Below are 15,048 nucleotides of genomic sequence, written 5' to 3'. Positions count from 1 at the left end.
GGATTAACCAATGACTGCAACCCTTGTTGCCAAAGATCTTTCCGGTGGCCACGACCACCGCACACTCTTCTCCAAGCTCTCCCTGACCGTCGCCCCCGGCGACGTCGTGGGAGTGGTGGGTGCCAACGGCGCCGGAAAATCCACCCTGCTGCGACTCCTGGCCGGCGTCGACGCCCCGCAGGAGGGCACCGTCAGCCTCGCCCCGTCAGACGCCTTCGTCGGCTGGCTGCCGCAGGAACACGATCGGGTCCACGGCGAGAGCGTCGCCGGCTACATCGCCCGCCGGACCGGCTGCGCCCAGGCCACCGCGGAGATGGAAGCCACGGCCGAGGCGCTGGGATCCGGTGCCGCCGGCTCCGACGATGCCTACTCCTTGGCGTTCGACCGCTGGATGGCCTCCGGCGCCGCGGACCTTGAAGAGCGGATTCCGCCGGTTCTGGCCGACCTCGGCCTGGAAATCGGTCCGGACGCGCACATGACGGGGCTTTCCGGTGGGCAGGCGGCCCGTGCCGCGCTCGCGGCGCTGCTGCTGAGCCGCTTCGACATCGTCCTGCTGGACGAGCCAACGAACGATCTGGACCTGAACGGGCTCGCCCGGCTCGAGGCGTTCGTTCAGGGCCTGCGCGGCGGCGTGGTCCTGGTCTCGCATGACCGGGAGTTCCTGGCCCGCTGCGTGACCACCATTGTGGAGCTCGACCTCGCACAGAACTCCGTGGCCGTGTACGACGGCGGCTACGAGGCCTTCCTCGAGGAACGCGCCGTCGCCCGGCGCCACGCCCGCGAGCGGTACGAAGACTTCGCGTCCACCAAGGCGGACCTTGTCTCGCGCGCCCGCACCCAGCGCGAATGGAGTTCCCAGGGGGTGCGGAACGCTATGAAGAAGAGCCCGGACAATGACAAGATCCGCCGGGCCGCGAGCACCGAGTCTTCGGAAAAACAAGCCCAAAAGGTCCGCCAGATGGAATCCCGGATCGCGCGCCTGGACGTCGTCGAGGAACCCCGCAAGGAATGGCAACTCCAATTCAGCATCGGCACGGCGCCGCGCTCCAGCGCCGTCGTCGCCACCCTCCGCGACGCCGTCGTCCGCCAAGGCGATTTCACCCTCGGGCCGGTAAACCTCCAGCTCAACGCGGGTGAGCGGATTGGCATCACCGGCCCCAACGGTGCCGGCAAATCGACCCTGCTGCGGCTCCTGCTCGGTGTGCAGGCGCCCGACGCGGGGGACGCCTCCATGGGCGCTTCGGTGGCAGTCGGGGAAATCGACCAGGCCCGCGGACTGCTGGCCGGGCACCTGATGCTCGGGGACGCCGTCGAAGCCGTGCTGACGGAGCAGACACCGGCCGAAGTGCGGACCCTGCTGGCCAAATTCGGCCTCAAAGCAGACCACACGGGCCGCTCGGTGGACTCCCTCTCCCCCGGAGAGCGGACCCGGGCCGCCCTGGCCCTGTTGCAGGCCCGCGGGGTTAACCTGCTGGTGCTCGACGAACCCACCAACCACCTGGACCTGCCCGCGATCGAACAGCTGGAGGAAGCCCTCGAGGGCTACGACGGCGCGCTGCTGCTCGTTACCCACGACCGCCGTCTCCTGGAAAATGTGCGGCTGGACGTGCGCTGGAACGTGGAGAACGGCATCGTGACCGAACTCGCCGGCGGCGCCGGTGCGTCATCAGCCGGCGGACACGCCACGAAAGGCAACAAAAAATGAGCATGGACCGGGTCGCCTGGAGCTCCCTGTACAACATCACCCGCGCCTCCAGCGGTTCCAAACCGTTCTCGAAGGAGACCCTCAAGCGGGTGTTTGGCTTCGCCCGGCCGTACCGCACCCGGCTGATCGCCTTTGTGCTGCTCTCGATCGTGATGGCCGTCCTGGCCGTGGCGACCCCGGTTCTCGCCGGCCAGGTAGTCGATGAGATCATCGCCAGTTCCGCCCCGAGCGTCGTGATCTGGCTGGCCGTGCTGATTGCCATCGTGGCCGTCGCCGAAGCCGGGATCGGCCTCGTCACCCGGTGGATGTCCTCCACCATCGGCGAAGGCGTGATCGTTGACCTGCGCACCAAGGTCTTCGACCATGTCCAGAAAATGCCGATCGCCTTCTTTACCCGCACCCGGACCGGTGCGCTGGTCAGCCGGCTGAACAACGACGTCATCGGCGCCCAGTCGGCGTTCGCGGGAACGCTCTCCGGGGTGGTCAGCAACGTCGTGGCGCTGGCGCTGACCCTCGTGGTGATGCTCGACAAGTCCTGGCTCGTCACCGTGCTCTCCATGGTCCTGCTGCCGATCTTCCTGATTCCAGCCCGCCGGATGGGCTCGAAACTCGCCGATCTGCGCCGCGAAGCCGCCGAACACAACGCCGCTATGGGCACCCAGATGACCGAGCGTTTCTCCGCCCCCGGCGCCACCCTGGTGAAACTTTTCGGCCGCCCGGACGAGGAGTCCCGGGAGTTCGCTGTGCGGGCCGGCAGGGTCCGGGACATCGGCGTGCGCACCGCGATGCTGCAGTTCACTTTCGTCACGGCTCTGACGCTCGTCTCCGCACTGGCCCTCGCCCTGGTCTACGGCCTCGGCGGGGTGCTGGCTCTCTCCGGGCAGCTCGCGGCGGGCGACGTCGTTGTCCTGGCGCTGCTGCTCACCCGTCTCTATGCACCGCTTACGGCGCTCTCCAACGCCCGCGTCGAGATTATGAGCGCGCTCGTCAGCTTCGAACGGGTCTTTGAAATCCTCGACCTCAAACCTCTCATTGCCCAGAAGCCCGACGCCGTCACTTCCCCGGCCGGCCCGCTCGCGGTGGAGTTCGACGATGTCCGCTTCGCCTACCCGGCAGCGGACAAGGTCTCGCTCGCCTCGCTGGAGGACGTCTCCACCCTCGACACCCGTGGCGGTGAAGAAGTTCTCCACGGCCTCAGCTTCCGGGTCGAGCCCGGCCAGACGGTGGCCCTCGTGGGCTCATCCGGCGCCGGCAAGTCCACAATTGCCCAGTTGATTTCGCGGCTGTACGACGTCGATTCAGGTGCCGTCCGGTTCGGTGGAACCGGGCCGGGCACCGGCGTTGACGTCCGTGACCTCACGTTCGATTCGATGCGGGAAACCCTTGGGATGGTGACCCAGGACGGGCACCTGTTCCACGAGAGCATCGCCTCCAACCTGCGTCTGGCCCGCCCCGGTGCCACTGCGGAGCAGATGTGGGACGTGCTGCGGCAGGCCCGGCTCGAAGAGATGATCCGGTCCCTGCCGGACGGACTGGACACAGTCGTGGGGGAGCGCGGCTACCGGCTCTCCGGCGGCGAACGCCAGCGGCTCACCATCGCCAGGCTGCTCATCGCCGGACCGCGCGTCGTGATCCTCGATGAGGCGACGGCGGCCCTGGACTCCACCAATGAAGCGGCAGTGCAGGAGGCCCTTGGCGCCGCGCTCGAGGGCCGCACCGCCGTCGTGATCGCCCACCGGCTCTCCACGATCCGTGCAGCCGACGCCATCCTGGTGGTGGAGGACGGAGCGATTGTCGAACGCGGCACGCACAACGAACTCCTGGCCGCCGACGGACGCTATGCCGAGCTGTACCGGACCCAGTTCGCCGAGGCCAGTGCCGTGGCTGAGGAAGCCGTGCCGGAGTTGTAGGCGCGCAGTTGAGGCTAAGCCGGGCGAATTGGGGCGGTTGTGGGCACCACAACCGCCCATCCGGGCACTCCCGCCTGCGAGGTGGCTTCGGGAAACACCGCCGGGAAGGCGGAAAGCTGTCCGAAGGTTGAGGCCGGTCAGGGCGACACGCAGACCCGGATAACGGGAGCCCGCAGACGGACCCTGATGGAAGCGATCCGCAGTACCGGAGCGAGCGAAACCCTGGCCGGATGGCCCAGGGGGCTCATCAGGTGACGGCGGGATCGCGGTTCGTCGACTAAGCGATCAATGCCCGGCGACCCGGCGGTTGCCGGGCAGACACGTAAAAAAGGCAGGCTGCTCGACGGGCGCAAATGGGACTACGAGCCATTGGCCGCCATAAAATTCCACGTACGAATCCGAGGGGCATCCTGCGTAGGCTTCTTCCCGTGTCATGTCGACCTGCCTTTCTGGCTACGTAGTGAAGTTGATCACATGGCCAAGTCTACGGACAACTTGGCCAAGTGGTCAAGAGTCTGAAACGACGCTACGAGCAGCTGGGTTGGGCAGCATGCGGGTGACATGGACAGATCCAGTTTTCGGTTCGTACTTGGTTGCCCGCCCAAATAGCCAGGTGGCCAAGTAAGGTTGAAGAATCAAAGGACGTACCCGGGACGCTGGCCTTCACGACGAAGCCAACGGCGAGGAGGCAGTGTGTCGCAGGATCATCAGCCCGTCAGTTATCGCCGGACACAATTCGTGGACGCGGCAATTGCCGTGATCAGCCGGGAAGGTGTGGCTAGAGCGACTACCCGCAGAATCGCCGAAATGGCTCAGCTGCCCACCGCGAGTCTTCACTATTGCTTCGCGACGAAGGAGGATCTCTTCCATGCCGTCTACGAGGCCATTACGGCGACAGGCCTGGCGGAGGTCAGTGTCGGGGTAAGGCAGGGAGTGGGACTCCATCAGGGCCTCGCCGACATCACGCGATCCTTCGCGAAGTGGTTTGAGAGCAGTCGCGAAATGCAGCTCGCCACCTACGAGCTCATGCTGTGGTCTATGCGAAGTTCAGACTCCCAACACCTGGCCAGGCGCGTCTACCGCCGGTACCTGGATGGTTGCACGCAGCTCCTTCGCGAAGTCAGGACAGGAGAGGAGTTTGATTTTGATATTGAGACCCTTTCCCGCCTGCTCATTGGCATCTTGGACGGTCTCATGCTGCAGTGGCTGTCGCTGGATGATTCACCAGAAGGCATCTTGGCGGAAGAGTCGGTAAGAATGCTGCAGAGCGCCCTCCCGACGATGAAATACTCACCCGGCCTGGCCGCCCGGAGGTAGTTCCTTCTCCGCTTCCGGGCTCAACCGGAACGCGGATGAAGCATGTAACGCCTGGCGGTTCTGCGCCGACCGGGACATACTGCGGGGCTAACCTAATGTGAAAAAGGTGTGATTTAGTGGAGCATGGATGCACCCATAGAGGACTATGCGTTGTTATCGGATCTCCAGACCGGGCCGCTCATATCCCGGGACGGCAGCGTGGACTGGCTCTGTTTCCCGCGCTTTGACTCACCGTCCGTGTTTAGCCGAATCGTAGGCACCGAAGAGAACGGCCGCTGGTTGTTAGCTCCCAGCGACCCAGGCGCTGTCGTTGTCGATCGACACTATATTGACTCGACATTCGTGCTCCAAACCATCTGGAAGACCAGTGGCGGAAACGTCCTGGTTACCGATTTCATGCCGGTGGGCGATAACGGTTCGTCCCTCGTCCGCCGCGTTACCGGGTTGGACGGCAGCGTCGAAATGCGCCAGGAACTTCGGATCCGCCCAGGATATTCAACAGTCTTGCCTTGGATGCGTCGTATCCGCGACAATGCGCCGACGGCGGCACCGGTCCTGTTGGCCATGGCCGGTCCGGATGCTCTCGCACTGCGAGGACCTCATCTTCCACAAGCCCATGCACACGGGCACGAGGGAAAATTCCTCATTTCAAAGGGCGAGAAGGTGGATTTTGAGCTAAACTGGTTCCCCTCGCACCGCCCCTTGCCACCAGCGGTTGACGTCGAAGTCGCCCTTGAACAAGCCACTGAGTATTGGAGCCGCTGGGGAAGCCACTGCCGGCAGGACGGCGCCTATGGAGGCGCGGTAAAGCGTTCATTGTTAGTACTGCGGGCCCTCACGCATTTTGAAACGGGCGGCATTGTCGCAGCGCCCACGACTTCCCTCCCTGAGGATTTCGGCGGACCCCGGAACTGGGACTACCGATACTGCTGGCTGCGCGATGCAGCCCTGACACTGGAGTCGATGCTGACCCACGGCTATGAAACAGAGGCACTTCAATGGCGCAACTGGCTCCTTCGGGCGCTGGCCGGCGATCCTGAGCAAATGCAGATCATGTACGGCGTTGGGGGAGAACGGGAACTCCCTGAACGCGAGCTCAACCACCTCGCTGGTTATGCGGACTCCAAGCCTGTGCGCATTGGAAATGCGGCCGTTTCGCAGTTCCAGGCGGATGTCGTCGGCGAAGTGATGGTGGCATTGGAAAGACTGCGTATGGCCGGAGGCAAGGAAGACCATTTCTCCTGGGCCCTTCAGCGGGCGCTCTTGGGATTCGTCGAAAAACACTTCGATGACAGGGACTTCGGCCTTTGGGAGATGCGCGGCGAGGCGCAGTACTTCACCCATTCCCGAGTGATGATGTGGGCCGCCTTCAACAGCGGGATCCGGGCGGTACGGATCCACGGATTACCCGGAGACACCAAGAAGTGGGAGCATCTCCGAGAGCGGTTGCGTGAAGAGATAATGCGCGAGGGATTCGACCGGAAGATTGACTCCTTTACGCAGACCTATGGCGGAGGTCAAACAGACGCAGCGTTACTGGTCATGCCACAGGTCGGTTTTCTCGCCTACGACGACGAGCACATGCTCGGCACAGTCGCCCGGCTGGAAGAAGAGCTCCTCACCGACGACGGCCTATTGCTGCGCTATCGAACAGAGAGCGGCGTTGACGGCCTGGCGCCGGGTGAACACCCCTTCCTCGCATGCTCATTCTGGCTCGTGGAGCAATATGCGCGGACAGGTCGACTGGCCGAGGCAAGGGTCCTGATGGACAAACTCGTTGGGCTTAGCAACGAGCTCGGTCTGCTTAGCGAAGAGTACGCAACGGACGAACGACGGATGGCCGGCAACTTTCCCCAAGCATTCTCACACTTGACCCTGGTCAGGGCCGCCGACGCCATGCATGGGGTCGACCGCCTCAGTCTGGCTGTCGACTCTGCCGCATAGAGCGCGGGGCGCGTTGGCCAGGGCCGGCAGGACATGGTCCGTGAGCAGCGGGGCCAGGTCGCCTGGCAGCGCTTCGGACAGATCCAGCCACCGGATCTCGGCGATTTCGGCCGCCGGCCGCGCGCTCCACACCCCGGGGGCAGTGAAGACCGTGGCCTCAATCTGGGTCGCGGTCTCGTTGGCGGCTGCAGCGAGCCAGACGCCCAGCAGTTCGAGCCGGCCCGGTGCCACAACGATCCCAACCTCTTCCTCGAGCTCGCGGGCCGCGGTCTCCGCCGCGGATTCGCCGGCCTCGGGCTTTCCTCCGGGGTGCATGAATTTGTCTGTGCCGCGCTTCCGGACAGTCAGCAGCCGTCCGGCAGCGTCGAAGACGCAGACAGCGGAGACCACAATGCGCGGGTTCAAGCAGGCAGTCCTTCGGAAGATACCGGAAAGCGGCGGACCACAGATTCGAGCAACAAGTTTTTGGCCGGTCCGGTGACATCCCAGCTGTAGCGGAACTCGTCCGGCCCAATCAGCGTGTAGTCCACCCGGTAGGTATCCGGGTCGCACCAGTGCCTGTCCTGGTGGCTGAGGTCGGCGAAGCCCATCCGGTGGAAGGGGCGGCCGTCGGGGAAGAACATGTCCATCATCCCCGGTTCGTCCGCTGGCTCGGCCGCAGGCCGGAGCACGTACTCCCGGCTCGCGGAGCCGGTGAAGGGCCGGGCGCCGGCGGTAGCCCAGGATACGGTGCCGTGTTCGCGGTAGTGGAGGCCGCCGTCGTTGGTTCCGGTGTCGCTGGTTCCGGTGTAGAGGGCGACGCCGGTGAAGTGTCCGAGGCTGCCGGTGCTGCGGTCCAGCATGGTCCGGTGCACGCTCCAGGACCCCAGCAGGAAGGCACGGAGATCGGTGAGCGGGCCGGCGCCCGGGGCTGCGGGATTCAAGTGCCCTCGATTGGAATCGAACCAACGACACCGGCTTTAGGAGAGCCGTGCTCTATCCACTGAGCTACGAGGGCGGGCGTCCGGGCCGCGGCCGGCGCGAAGGCCGGTCCGTCCGTCCGGACACGGATACAAGCATACAAGGTCAGGGCGCGTACTACGCTCTTGGCATGACCGCATCTGCAATGAACGACACGGACAGGCTCGTCTATCTGCCGGACGTGGCTTCCACCAGGTTCTATCTCGGGGCCCTCGCGCTGCTGAGCGTCCTGCAGTATTTCATCGCCGAGTCGGCCGTGATTGGCGCCTGGGCCGGGCCTGAGCCCTACAGCCGCCGCACCGGGTACATCAGCGATCTCGGGGCGCTGTATTGCGGGGTCTTCAACGGCCGGGACGTGTGTTCGCCCGCCCGGCTGCTGATGAACGCCTCGTTTGTGGTGCAGGGACTGGGGATGATGGTTGGCGCGTTGCTCTTGAGTACGGCGCTGCTGGGCACGGCGGCGCGGCCGGGGGCGCTGCTGGTCCGGTCGCCTGGACGCCGGCTGCCCCGGGCCGTCGCCGACACGTCGCGGTTGCTGGCCTTCGCGGCCGGTTCCGGCACGGTCATCGTCGGGCTGGTGCCGGAGGACGCCGGATCGGGCCTGCACCTCGCGGGTGCGGTGCTGTACTTCGCAGCCGGTGGGGCGTCGTTGGTGCTGCTGGGCGGGCTCTGGCTCCGGCAGTCACCGCTGGGCGCGTTCATTCTGCTCGGCGGAGCGGTGTCCCTGACGGCCCTTGTCGCCGGGGGTGTGACCGGGATGGAGGTGCCCGAGCCCGGCACGCTCGAACGGCTGATGGGCTACCCCATCACGATCGGCTTTGCCGCCGCCGGACTCGTGCTGGCCCAGCGGGTCCGGCAGGAACGGACGGCCCGGAAGCTTGCCCGGGCCCGGGGTGCCGCGGCAAAAGCCTAGGCGCTCCGAAGCGGCGCGGACCGTCAGGGAATTCGTTCTAGGGCGCCGCCGTCGTTGCCGGCGTTGCCGGGACAGCCGGCATCAGCTCCAGCAGTTGCGCGTCGCTCAACTTCGTCCACGGGGAATCCGGAGCGCCCTGCAACCGGGCCTCCGGGCTGTCCGTCTGCGTCCACCACTTGGCTTCGAAGACCCTGCCGTCAAAGAGCACCCGGTCTCCCTTCCGGTAAGTCGTGGCCGGATCCCAGGCCGGTGCCGTGCCTGCCGGTGCCGTGAGCTGAGGGGCGGGCCGGTCGCCCGGGAGCACCGGTCCGAGGATGCGCCACGGCGTGGCGGAGCCCTGCAGGATCGGGTTGTCCGGGGTCTCGCCGCGGGTCCACCATTTAGCTTCGTACACATTCGCGTGCCAGACGACCCGGTCATTAGCCGCATAGGCGGAGCCTTCGGACCACACCGGGTAAGGGCTCGTGGCCGGATCATCGGTCACGGCCGGAGCAGGGCTCTGCTGGCCGCCTGCGGCATTCCCGTCGCGTTGGGCCGGGGCGGTTGCGTCCGGGACGGGGCTGCCGGCGACACCGGCAGCGAGGATCGCGGCGAAGCTCGATCCGGCCTGGTCGACGCCGCTGCAACTGTCCGAAACCTGCTTGACATCCGGGTAGTTCGGGCTGCACGTCCGGTCCCGGTTGAGGGACCACATGGAGACGCGGCCAATTCCCTTCTCCCGGGCGTAGGTACTGAGTTCCTGTGCGTCCTTGAGTGTGAAAATTTCTCCGATGATGTCGTTCTGGCCGATCATCGGGGTCAGCCCGATCTTCCGCCACACCGTTTCGGTGCCGAGCTCGTTCCCGGCGGCGCGGTAGATCTCAGAGAGTTGACGGTGCGTGGCTTCGGCTGCGGACACGGCGTTTTGCGCCATGGAAAGGTCCGTCAGCCTGCTCCCGCCGTAGTCCATCGTCATGATGTTCACCCCCGCAAGGTCGGTTCCGGCCGCGACCGTCCGGCGCACCGCCTCAGTACCCACCGCAGTAAGTCCGTTCGGGTCAACCGGCAGCGTCAGCCAGGTACTCAGGGACTTGCCCTCTTTCTGGCGGTCCTGCTGAATCGCGGCGATGGCGACGGAGCGCCGGTCCAGAGCGGCGACGTCGGAGAGGGCGTCACCCTCGATGTCCAGATCGATGCTGTCCACGTTGTAGCGGTCGATGACCGTCCGGTAGGCAGCGGTCAGCTTCTCCTGATCCAGGCAGGTGGTGGCGAGTTCCTTGTTGGCTTGCCCGCCGAAGGAGACCGACACGGTGCCGCCAAGCTGCTGGAGCCGCGCCACGCGCCGGTCCAGGTCCAGGTCCGAGGACGCCTCGGACAACCCGTAGGCGGCGCCCCATGACGGAGTGCAGGGCTCCTGCGGGTCCGCGACAATGAAGGACAGTGCGACGTTTGCCGCTTCCTTGGACACCGGGGCCTCGAAGGCGTGCCGGGGCGTCGCGGTAACGTCGACGTACCCGGAGAAGATCGAAGGGATGGCCCCGGCGGTCCGGACGTCCTGGAAGTTCCCCCATGCGGCCACGCCACCGGCGCTGATGGCCACGACGACGCCGGTGAGCAGGCCCAGTCGAACCAGCGATAACTTGCGGCCTGGGAATCTTGCGGACACAGGGGCCCCCTTTGGGTCATTGAATGGGACTGCCGTTCATACGTCAGCCGTTGGAATCAGCGCAAGTGACATCCGGGGTGTTTGGTGTCCGGAAATAGCCTGAGCTTGGATTATCATAAGGGCACTCACCAAATCGTTCCGGTGCATCGTGCGCAAATCCGACATTAGCGCATGCCGAAACGCCGCCCGCAGCCCTAGGGACTCATGTCTGATCAGCTTGTCTTGCCACGTTCGGATGCGGACAGTGTCTCCGGCGACGTCTCCGGTGACCAGAAGGGCGCGGTGCGACGCCGGCAATGGGGCGCCGAGAAACGTTCCGAACCCCTTTCGATCGTCCATCCGAGGCCGTCGAGGCGGAAGATCATTCTTGGCCGGGTGGCCATTCTTGTCACGGTGGCGGCGTGGACGAGTTACGTCATTTCGACCATCCTGCGCGAGCTGGCGAATAACCCGAATGCAGGGTTCCGCTTCCAGATCGAGACGATCTCGTACCTTGTCGTCGTAACATTTCTGACGTTTTCGGCGCTGATGTACCTGCTGGCCCGGCAAGGCGCGCTCTACCGTTTCCGCGACCACTCCCGGGTGCCCCGGGGCGAACTGGACCGTCACTTCGCCGGGCACTCCGAGGGAATCACGGTCCTGGTGCCGTCCTACGCCGAGGAGCCGCAGGTGGTGCGCGCCACGCTGTGGTCCGCGGCTCTGCAGGAGTTTCCGGACCTGAAGGTCGTGTTGTTGCTGGACGACCCGCCCCATCCCGCGGACCCCGCGGACCGTGCCAGGCTGGACGCCACCCGGGCACTGACCTCCGAAATCGCCGCCGCACTCAGTGTGCCCGCGGCGCGGTTTAATGCCGCACTGGAACGGTTCCGCCGCGGCAAACGCACCGGCTCCGGCAGTAAAGACGAGCTGTCCACCCTGATTGCCGAGTATGAGGCTGCCGCCCGCTGGCTCGAGACGATGGCCGCCGGTGAACAAGTCGATGACCATGTGGATGAGTTCTTTGTTGACCTGGTCCTGATGGGCCTGGCCCGCGAACTGCGGCTGGTTTTGCTCGGACTCGACGCAGCAGCGGCGCAGCACGCGTCCCCGCCGCTGGACCGGATCGAAGAGCTGTATCTTCGTCTGACCTGGATTTTCAATGCATCTACGGAAACCTTTGAGCGGAAGAAATACGCGAGCCTTTCCCACGAGGCCAACAAGGCGATGAACCTCAACGCCTACATCGGCCTGATGGGGCACTCCTGGCGCAAGGAGACCACCGCCGACGGCGTGATCCTGCGGAAGGTAAGCGACGGGGGCGGGCCCGGCGTCGTGGATGCGACTGACGTCCCGGAGCCTGCCGGTGAACCGGACGCCGTGCTGTCCGTTCGCGACACCGAATACTTGCTGACCCTCGACGCCGATTCGCTGCTGCTGCGCGATTACTGCCTCCGGCTCGTGTATTTCCTCGAGTCCGCCGGCAACGAGCGTGTCGCCGTCACCCAGACACCCTATTCCTCCTTCCGCGGCGCCCCCACCCGGATCGAACGCGTGGCCGGGGCCACGACGGACATTCAGCACATCCTGCACCAGGGCATGACGTACTACGGGGCGACGTTCTGGGTCGGCGCCAACGCGGTGATCCGCAAACGTGCCCTTGAGGACATTGTGGAAGTCGAAAATAGCGGCGGCTTTGAGATCCGGACCTACATCCAGGACCGCACCGTTATCGAAGACACCGAATCCAGCATCGACCTCGGCCAGCATGGCTGGACCCTGGTCAACTATCCGGAGCGCCTTAGCTACAGCGCCACGCCGCCGGACTTCGGCTCGCTCGTGGTCCAGCGCCGCCGCTGGGCCAACGGCGGACTGCTGATCCTGCCCAAGCTGTGGGTCCAGCTCCGTCGGCGCCGTGCCGACCGGCGGGCGATCCTGTTCCGCGAAGTACTGCTCCGGGTGAACTACATGGCCTCCATCGCCTGGGCCAGTTTCGGGCTCCTTTTTCTGCTCGCCTACCCGTACGACAGCCGGCTGCTGAGTCCCATTGTGTTTCTGGCCGCCTTGCCGTACTTTCTGGCCATGGGCAGCGACCTGCGGGACTGCGGACACCGCTTCAGCGATATCCTGCGGATCTACGGCTTCAACCTTGTGCTGTTGCCGGTCAACCTGGCCGGTGTGCTGAAATCGCTCCAGCAGGCCCTGACGGGGGATAAGATCCCCTTCGCCCGGACCCCCAAGGTGAAGGACCGCACGGCGGCCCCGGCCATCTACGTGCTGACGCCCTACGCAATCGTGGTCTTCTCACTCGTGACCGTCTGGCGTGATGCCCAGCTGGGGAACTGGGGGAACGTGGCGTTCGCCTCGGTCAATGCGATCCTGGCCGCCGGCGCGATCAGGGCCTACATCGGGGTAATCAACTCCGCAGTCGACATGTTCCTTGGGATGCTCAGCTGGCTTTACGTGGCTCCCCGGTCAAAGGCCGTGAAGGAAAGCCCTGTGGTGGAGAAAACAGTCGACGAGGTCGACTGGGAGACGATACTCTATCATGGCGACCGCCGGTTGAACCGCGACCTCCGCGGATCAACCGACCGCCGACGCCGGGTCGCCGTCCGGTGAGCACCGAAGCCGTGGTCTTGGCCTGCGACGACTTGCCCAGTGGCGACTTGCCCGGTGCGGGCGCTCCCGCTGCGGGACGTCAACGCCCCATTGACGTGCGCCTGAACAGCAACGGCATTCTTGAGATCCAGTTGCCGCCCAACCGGGAAATTGACGGCGACGAAGCCCGGACGGCAGGTGCCACGGCCCTTACATTGGCCGGCGGGCGGCGCCTTCCCGTGCTGCTGGTCATCCGCGGGGTGCCCAGCCTCAGCGGCGAGGCACGCCAGATCCTGACGGGCTCGGTTACGGCAGTGGCATCGGCGTTCGCCGTCGTCGGCGAAAGCCCGGTCGACCGGGTAATCGCCCACTACGTGCTGCGGCCGAAAACCGGGATGGTGCCCGCTCGGTTCTTCACCGCCTGGTCCGAAGCCGCTGAGTGGTTGGGGCAGTGCGCCAATGACGACTGAACCCCAGGACCCCCGGCTTCACGCCCTCGTAGAGGGCATCGTCCGGATCGCCGGGGGAGACCTGTCGACCAGGATTCCGCCCTCGATGGACCGCGACGACGTCGCGGCGGTCATCGCGGGCATCAACTTGATGGCCGATGACCTGCAGACGATCTACCAGGAACTCGAGGAACGGGTTGAGAGCCGCACGGCCATGCTGCGCGCAGCGCAGGTTGAGCTCGAACGGACGGCCCTGACGGACCCGCTGACCCAGTTGGCGAACCGGACCGCGCTGAACGCGGTCCTGGGCCATGAGCTCGATGAGTCGGCCCGTGGCGAGATGCCGCCGGCCCTCCTGCTCCTCGATCTGGACTCCTTTAAGGGCATCAACGACTCCCTAGGGCACAGCGCCGGTGATGACGTGCTGCGGCTGATCGCCCAGCGATTGCAGGAGGCAGTCCGCGAGAACGATACCGTGGCGCGCCTGGGCGGCGACGAGTTCGCGGTCTTGCTGCCGAAGACCAACCTCGTCCGCGCCCGCCGGGTTGCCAACCGGATCCTCAAGGCGCTCACCGAGAGCCTGGAAGTCGGAGATCTGCGGATCACCTGCGGCGCCAGCATCGGCCTGCGGATCGCGGATGCCGGGCAGTCCGTTGAGGACCTCGTGATGGAAGCCGATACCGCCATGTATGCAGCCAAGGCCCAGCCGCATGGCAGCATCAAGGTGTTCGAACCGGCGCTTTTGTATGCACGCAGGCTGCAGAGCGTCCTCGTAACGGAACTGCGCGAAGCCATCCGGCAGGACCAGCTGGTCCTGCACTACCAGCCCATCATCGAACTGACCAACGGCAGGATCGAGGGCGTGGAGGCGCTGGTGCGCTGGAACCATCCCGAACGCGGTCTCCTTTACCCGGACCAGTTCATCCAGCTGGCCGAAGAAACCGGCATGATTGTCGATTTAGGCCACTGGGTGCTGCGTCATGCAGTGCGCCAGCTGAGGAACTGGCAGCTTGCATCGCAGGTCGACGACTCCTTCAACGTCCGCGTCAACATCTCATCGACGGAACTCCAGAACCTCGAGCTCATCGAACACGTCCGGGACATCCTGAGGGAGACAGGCGTGGATGCCGCCAACCTGATCATTGAGCTGACAGAGTCGATGGCGGTAAACGGCGGAGACCTTGACCAGTATTCGATGACCGGTCTGCGGCGACTCGGTATCCAGCTCGAGATCGACGATTTCGGCACCGGCTACTCCTCGATCAGCTATTTGCGCACGCTGCCCGTCAATGTGGTGAAGATTGACCGGAGCCTGATCAGCGACCTTGGCGGCGATGAAAAAGACACCAACTTTGTCGAAGCTGTGCTGCACCTGATCCATGCGTGCGGCCTCAAAGCCCTGGCCGAAGGGATCGAGACTGCGGAGCAGGCGGAGATCCTGACCCGGATGGGCTGTACCAGCGGCCAGGGCTACTATTTCGGCCGGCCTTCGCCGCCGGACGCGATTGCAGCCATGGTTGGCAACTGGAAACCGAGAGGCCGGTAGCAGGAGGGCCGGGCGCCTGGCGTACGGTCCTCCGGTGTGTCAGCGGCGCGACGGCCCGGTCTCCGCCGGGACGTTCGTCCCGACG

At 65.3% G+C, this 15,048-nt stretch carries 10 protein-coding genes, 1 tRNA gene and 1 pseudogene; 8 read left to right on the top strand and 4 right to left on the bottom strand.

Annotated features, from left to right (window positions below):
• Window positions 1–10 precede the first annotated feature (10 nt).
• From KY499_RS08520 to KY499_RS08505, 4 genes are all read left to right on the top strand, one after another.
• A complete protein-coding gene (locus KY499_RS08520) occupies window positions 11–1,705 on the top strand; it encodes an ABC-F family ATP-binding cassette domain-containing protein (RefSeq protein WP_123255542.1) in 1,695 nt (564 codons plus the stop codon).
• Complete coding sequence (locus KY499_RS08515) at window positions 1,702–3,615, top strand: ABC transporter ATP-binding protein (protein ID WP_219886820.1); 1,914 nt, start codon at window positions 1,702–1,704, stop codon at window positions 3,613–3,615. The genes KY499_RS08520 and KY499_RS08515 overlap by 4 nt, the downstream gene beginning before the upstream one ends.
• A gap of 693 nt (window positions 3,616–4,308) precedes the next feature.
• Window positions 4,309–4,932, top strand: a complete 624-nt coding sequence (locus tag KY499_RS08510; protein WP_183164523.1) for a TetR/AcrR family transcriptional regulator — start codon at window positions 4,309–4,311, stop codon at window positions 4,930–4,932.
• Between the two features lie 123 nt (window positions 4,933–5,055).
• Window positions 5,056–6,876 (top strand): glycoside hydrolase family 15 protein, encoded by a 1,821-nt coding sequence (locus KY499_RS08505; RefSeq protein ID WP_219886819.1) that lies wholly within the window; start codon window positions 5,056–5,058, stop codon window positions 6,874–6,876.
• Window positions 6,877–6,882: 6 nt separating this feature from the next.
• Here the strand turns inward: KY499_RS08505 and KY499_RS08500 are convergent.
• From KY499_RS08500 to KY499_RS08490, 3 genes and pseudogenes are all read right to left on the bottom strand, one after another.
• A pseudogene (locus KY499_RS08500) lies at window positions 6,883–7,281 on the bottom strand (NUDIX domain-containing protein); the annotation flags it as partial.
• Window positions 7,278–7,799 (bottom strand): DUF6314 family protein, encoded by a 522-nt coding sequence (locus KY499_RS08495; protein ID WP_258191036.1) that lies wholly within the window; start codon window positions 7,797–7,799, stop codon window positions 7,278–7,280. The gene KY499_RS08495 and the pseudogene KY499_RS08500, both read right to left, overlap by 4 nt.
• A gap of 1 nt (window position 7,800) precedes the next feature.
• A tRNA-Arg gene (locus KY499_RS08490) sits at window positions 7,801–7,873 on the bottom strand.
• 93 nt (window positions 7,874–7,966) lie between these two features.
• Here KY499_RS08490 and KY499_RS08485 point away from each other — a divergent pair.
• Entirely contained in the window at window positions 7,967–8,749 is a 783-nt protein-coding gene (locus tag KY499_RS08485; RefSeq protein WP_219886817.1) for a DUF998 domain-containing protein, read from the top strand.
• Between the two features lie 37 nt (window positions 8,750–8,786).
• On the opposite strand, the gene KY499_RS18560 is transcribed toward KY499_RS08485, so the two are convergent.
• Window positions 8,787–10,394 carry a carbohydrate-binding protein gene (locus tag KY499_RS18560; RefSeq protein ID WP_308813090.1) on the bottom strand — a complete coding sequence of 536 codons (1,608 nt, stop codon included), beginning with the start codon at window positions 10,392–10,394 and terminating at the stop codon, window positions 8,787–8,789.
• 204 nt (window positions 10,395–10,598) lie between these two features.
• Here KY499_RS18560 and KY499_RS08475 point away from each other — a divergent pair, with 204 nt between their 5' ends.
• Genes KY499_RS08475 through KY499_RS08465 form a run of 3 tightly spaced genes read left to right on the top strand, consistent with a single transcriptional unit; the run spans window position 10,599 to window position 14,963 of the window.
• A complete protein-coding gene (locus KY499_RS08475; RefSeq protein ID WP_219886816.1) occupies window positions 10,599–12,989 on the top strand; it encodes a glycosyltransferase family 2 protein in 2,391 nt (796 codons plus the stop codon).
• Window positions 12,986–13,438 (top strand): hypothetical protein, encoded by a 453-nt coding sequence (locus KY499_RS08470; RefSeq protein WP_219886815.1) that lies wholly within the window; start codon window positions 12,986–12,988, stop codon window positions 13,436–13,438. The genes KY499_RS08475 and KY499_RS08470 overlap by 4 nt, the downstream gene beginning before the upstream one ends.
• Window positions 13,428–14,963: a bifunctional diguanylate cyclase/phosphodiesterase gene (locus KY499_RS08465; protein ID WP_219886814.1), complete on the top strand. Its 1,536-nt coding sequence runs from the start codon at window positions 13,428–13,430 to the stop codon at window positions 14,961–14,963. The genes KY499_RS08470 and KY499_RS08465 overlap by 11 nt, the downstream gene beginning before the upstream one ends.
• The last annotated feature ends 85 nt before the right edge of the window (window positions 14,964–15,048 follow it).

It is taken from the genome of Arthrobacter sp. PAMC25284 (genome assembly GCF_019443425.1).
In the GTDB taxonomy this organism is placed as follows: Bacteria; Actinomycetota; Actinomycetes; order Actinomycetales; family Micrococcaceae; genus Arthrobacter; species Arthrobacter oryzae_A.
This window is presented reverse-complemented; position numbering and strand designations above follow the sequence as displayed.

Coding starts and splice junctions, on each gene's coding strand:
- KY499_RS08520 (WP_123255542.1), top strand. CDS start 11: ATGACTGCAACCCTTGTTGCCAAAGATCTTTCCGGTGGCCACGACCAC.
- KY499_RS08515 (WP_219886820.1), top strand. CDS start 1,702: ATGAGCATGGACCGGGTCGCCTGGAGCTCCCTGTACAACATCACCCGC.
- KY499_RS08505 (WP_219886819.1), top strand. CDS start 5,056: ATGGATGCACCCATAGAGGACTATGCGTTGTTATCGGATCTCCAGACC.
- KY499_RS08485 (WP_219886817.1), top strand. CDS start 7,967: ATGACCGCATCTGCAATGAACGACACGGACAGGCTCGTCTATCTGCCG.
- KY499_RS08475 (WP_219886816.1), top strand. CDS start 10,599: ATGTCTGATCAGCTTGTCTTGCCACGTTCGGATGCGGACAGTGTCTCC.
- KY499_RS08465 (WP_219886814.1), top strand. CDS start 13,428: ATGACGACTGAACCCCAGGACCCCCGGCTTCACGCCCTCGTAGAGGGC.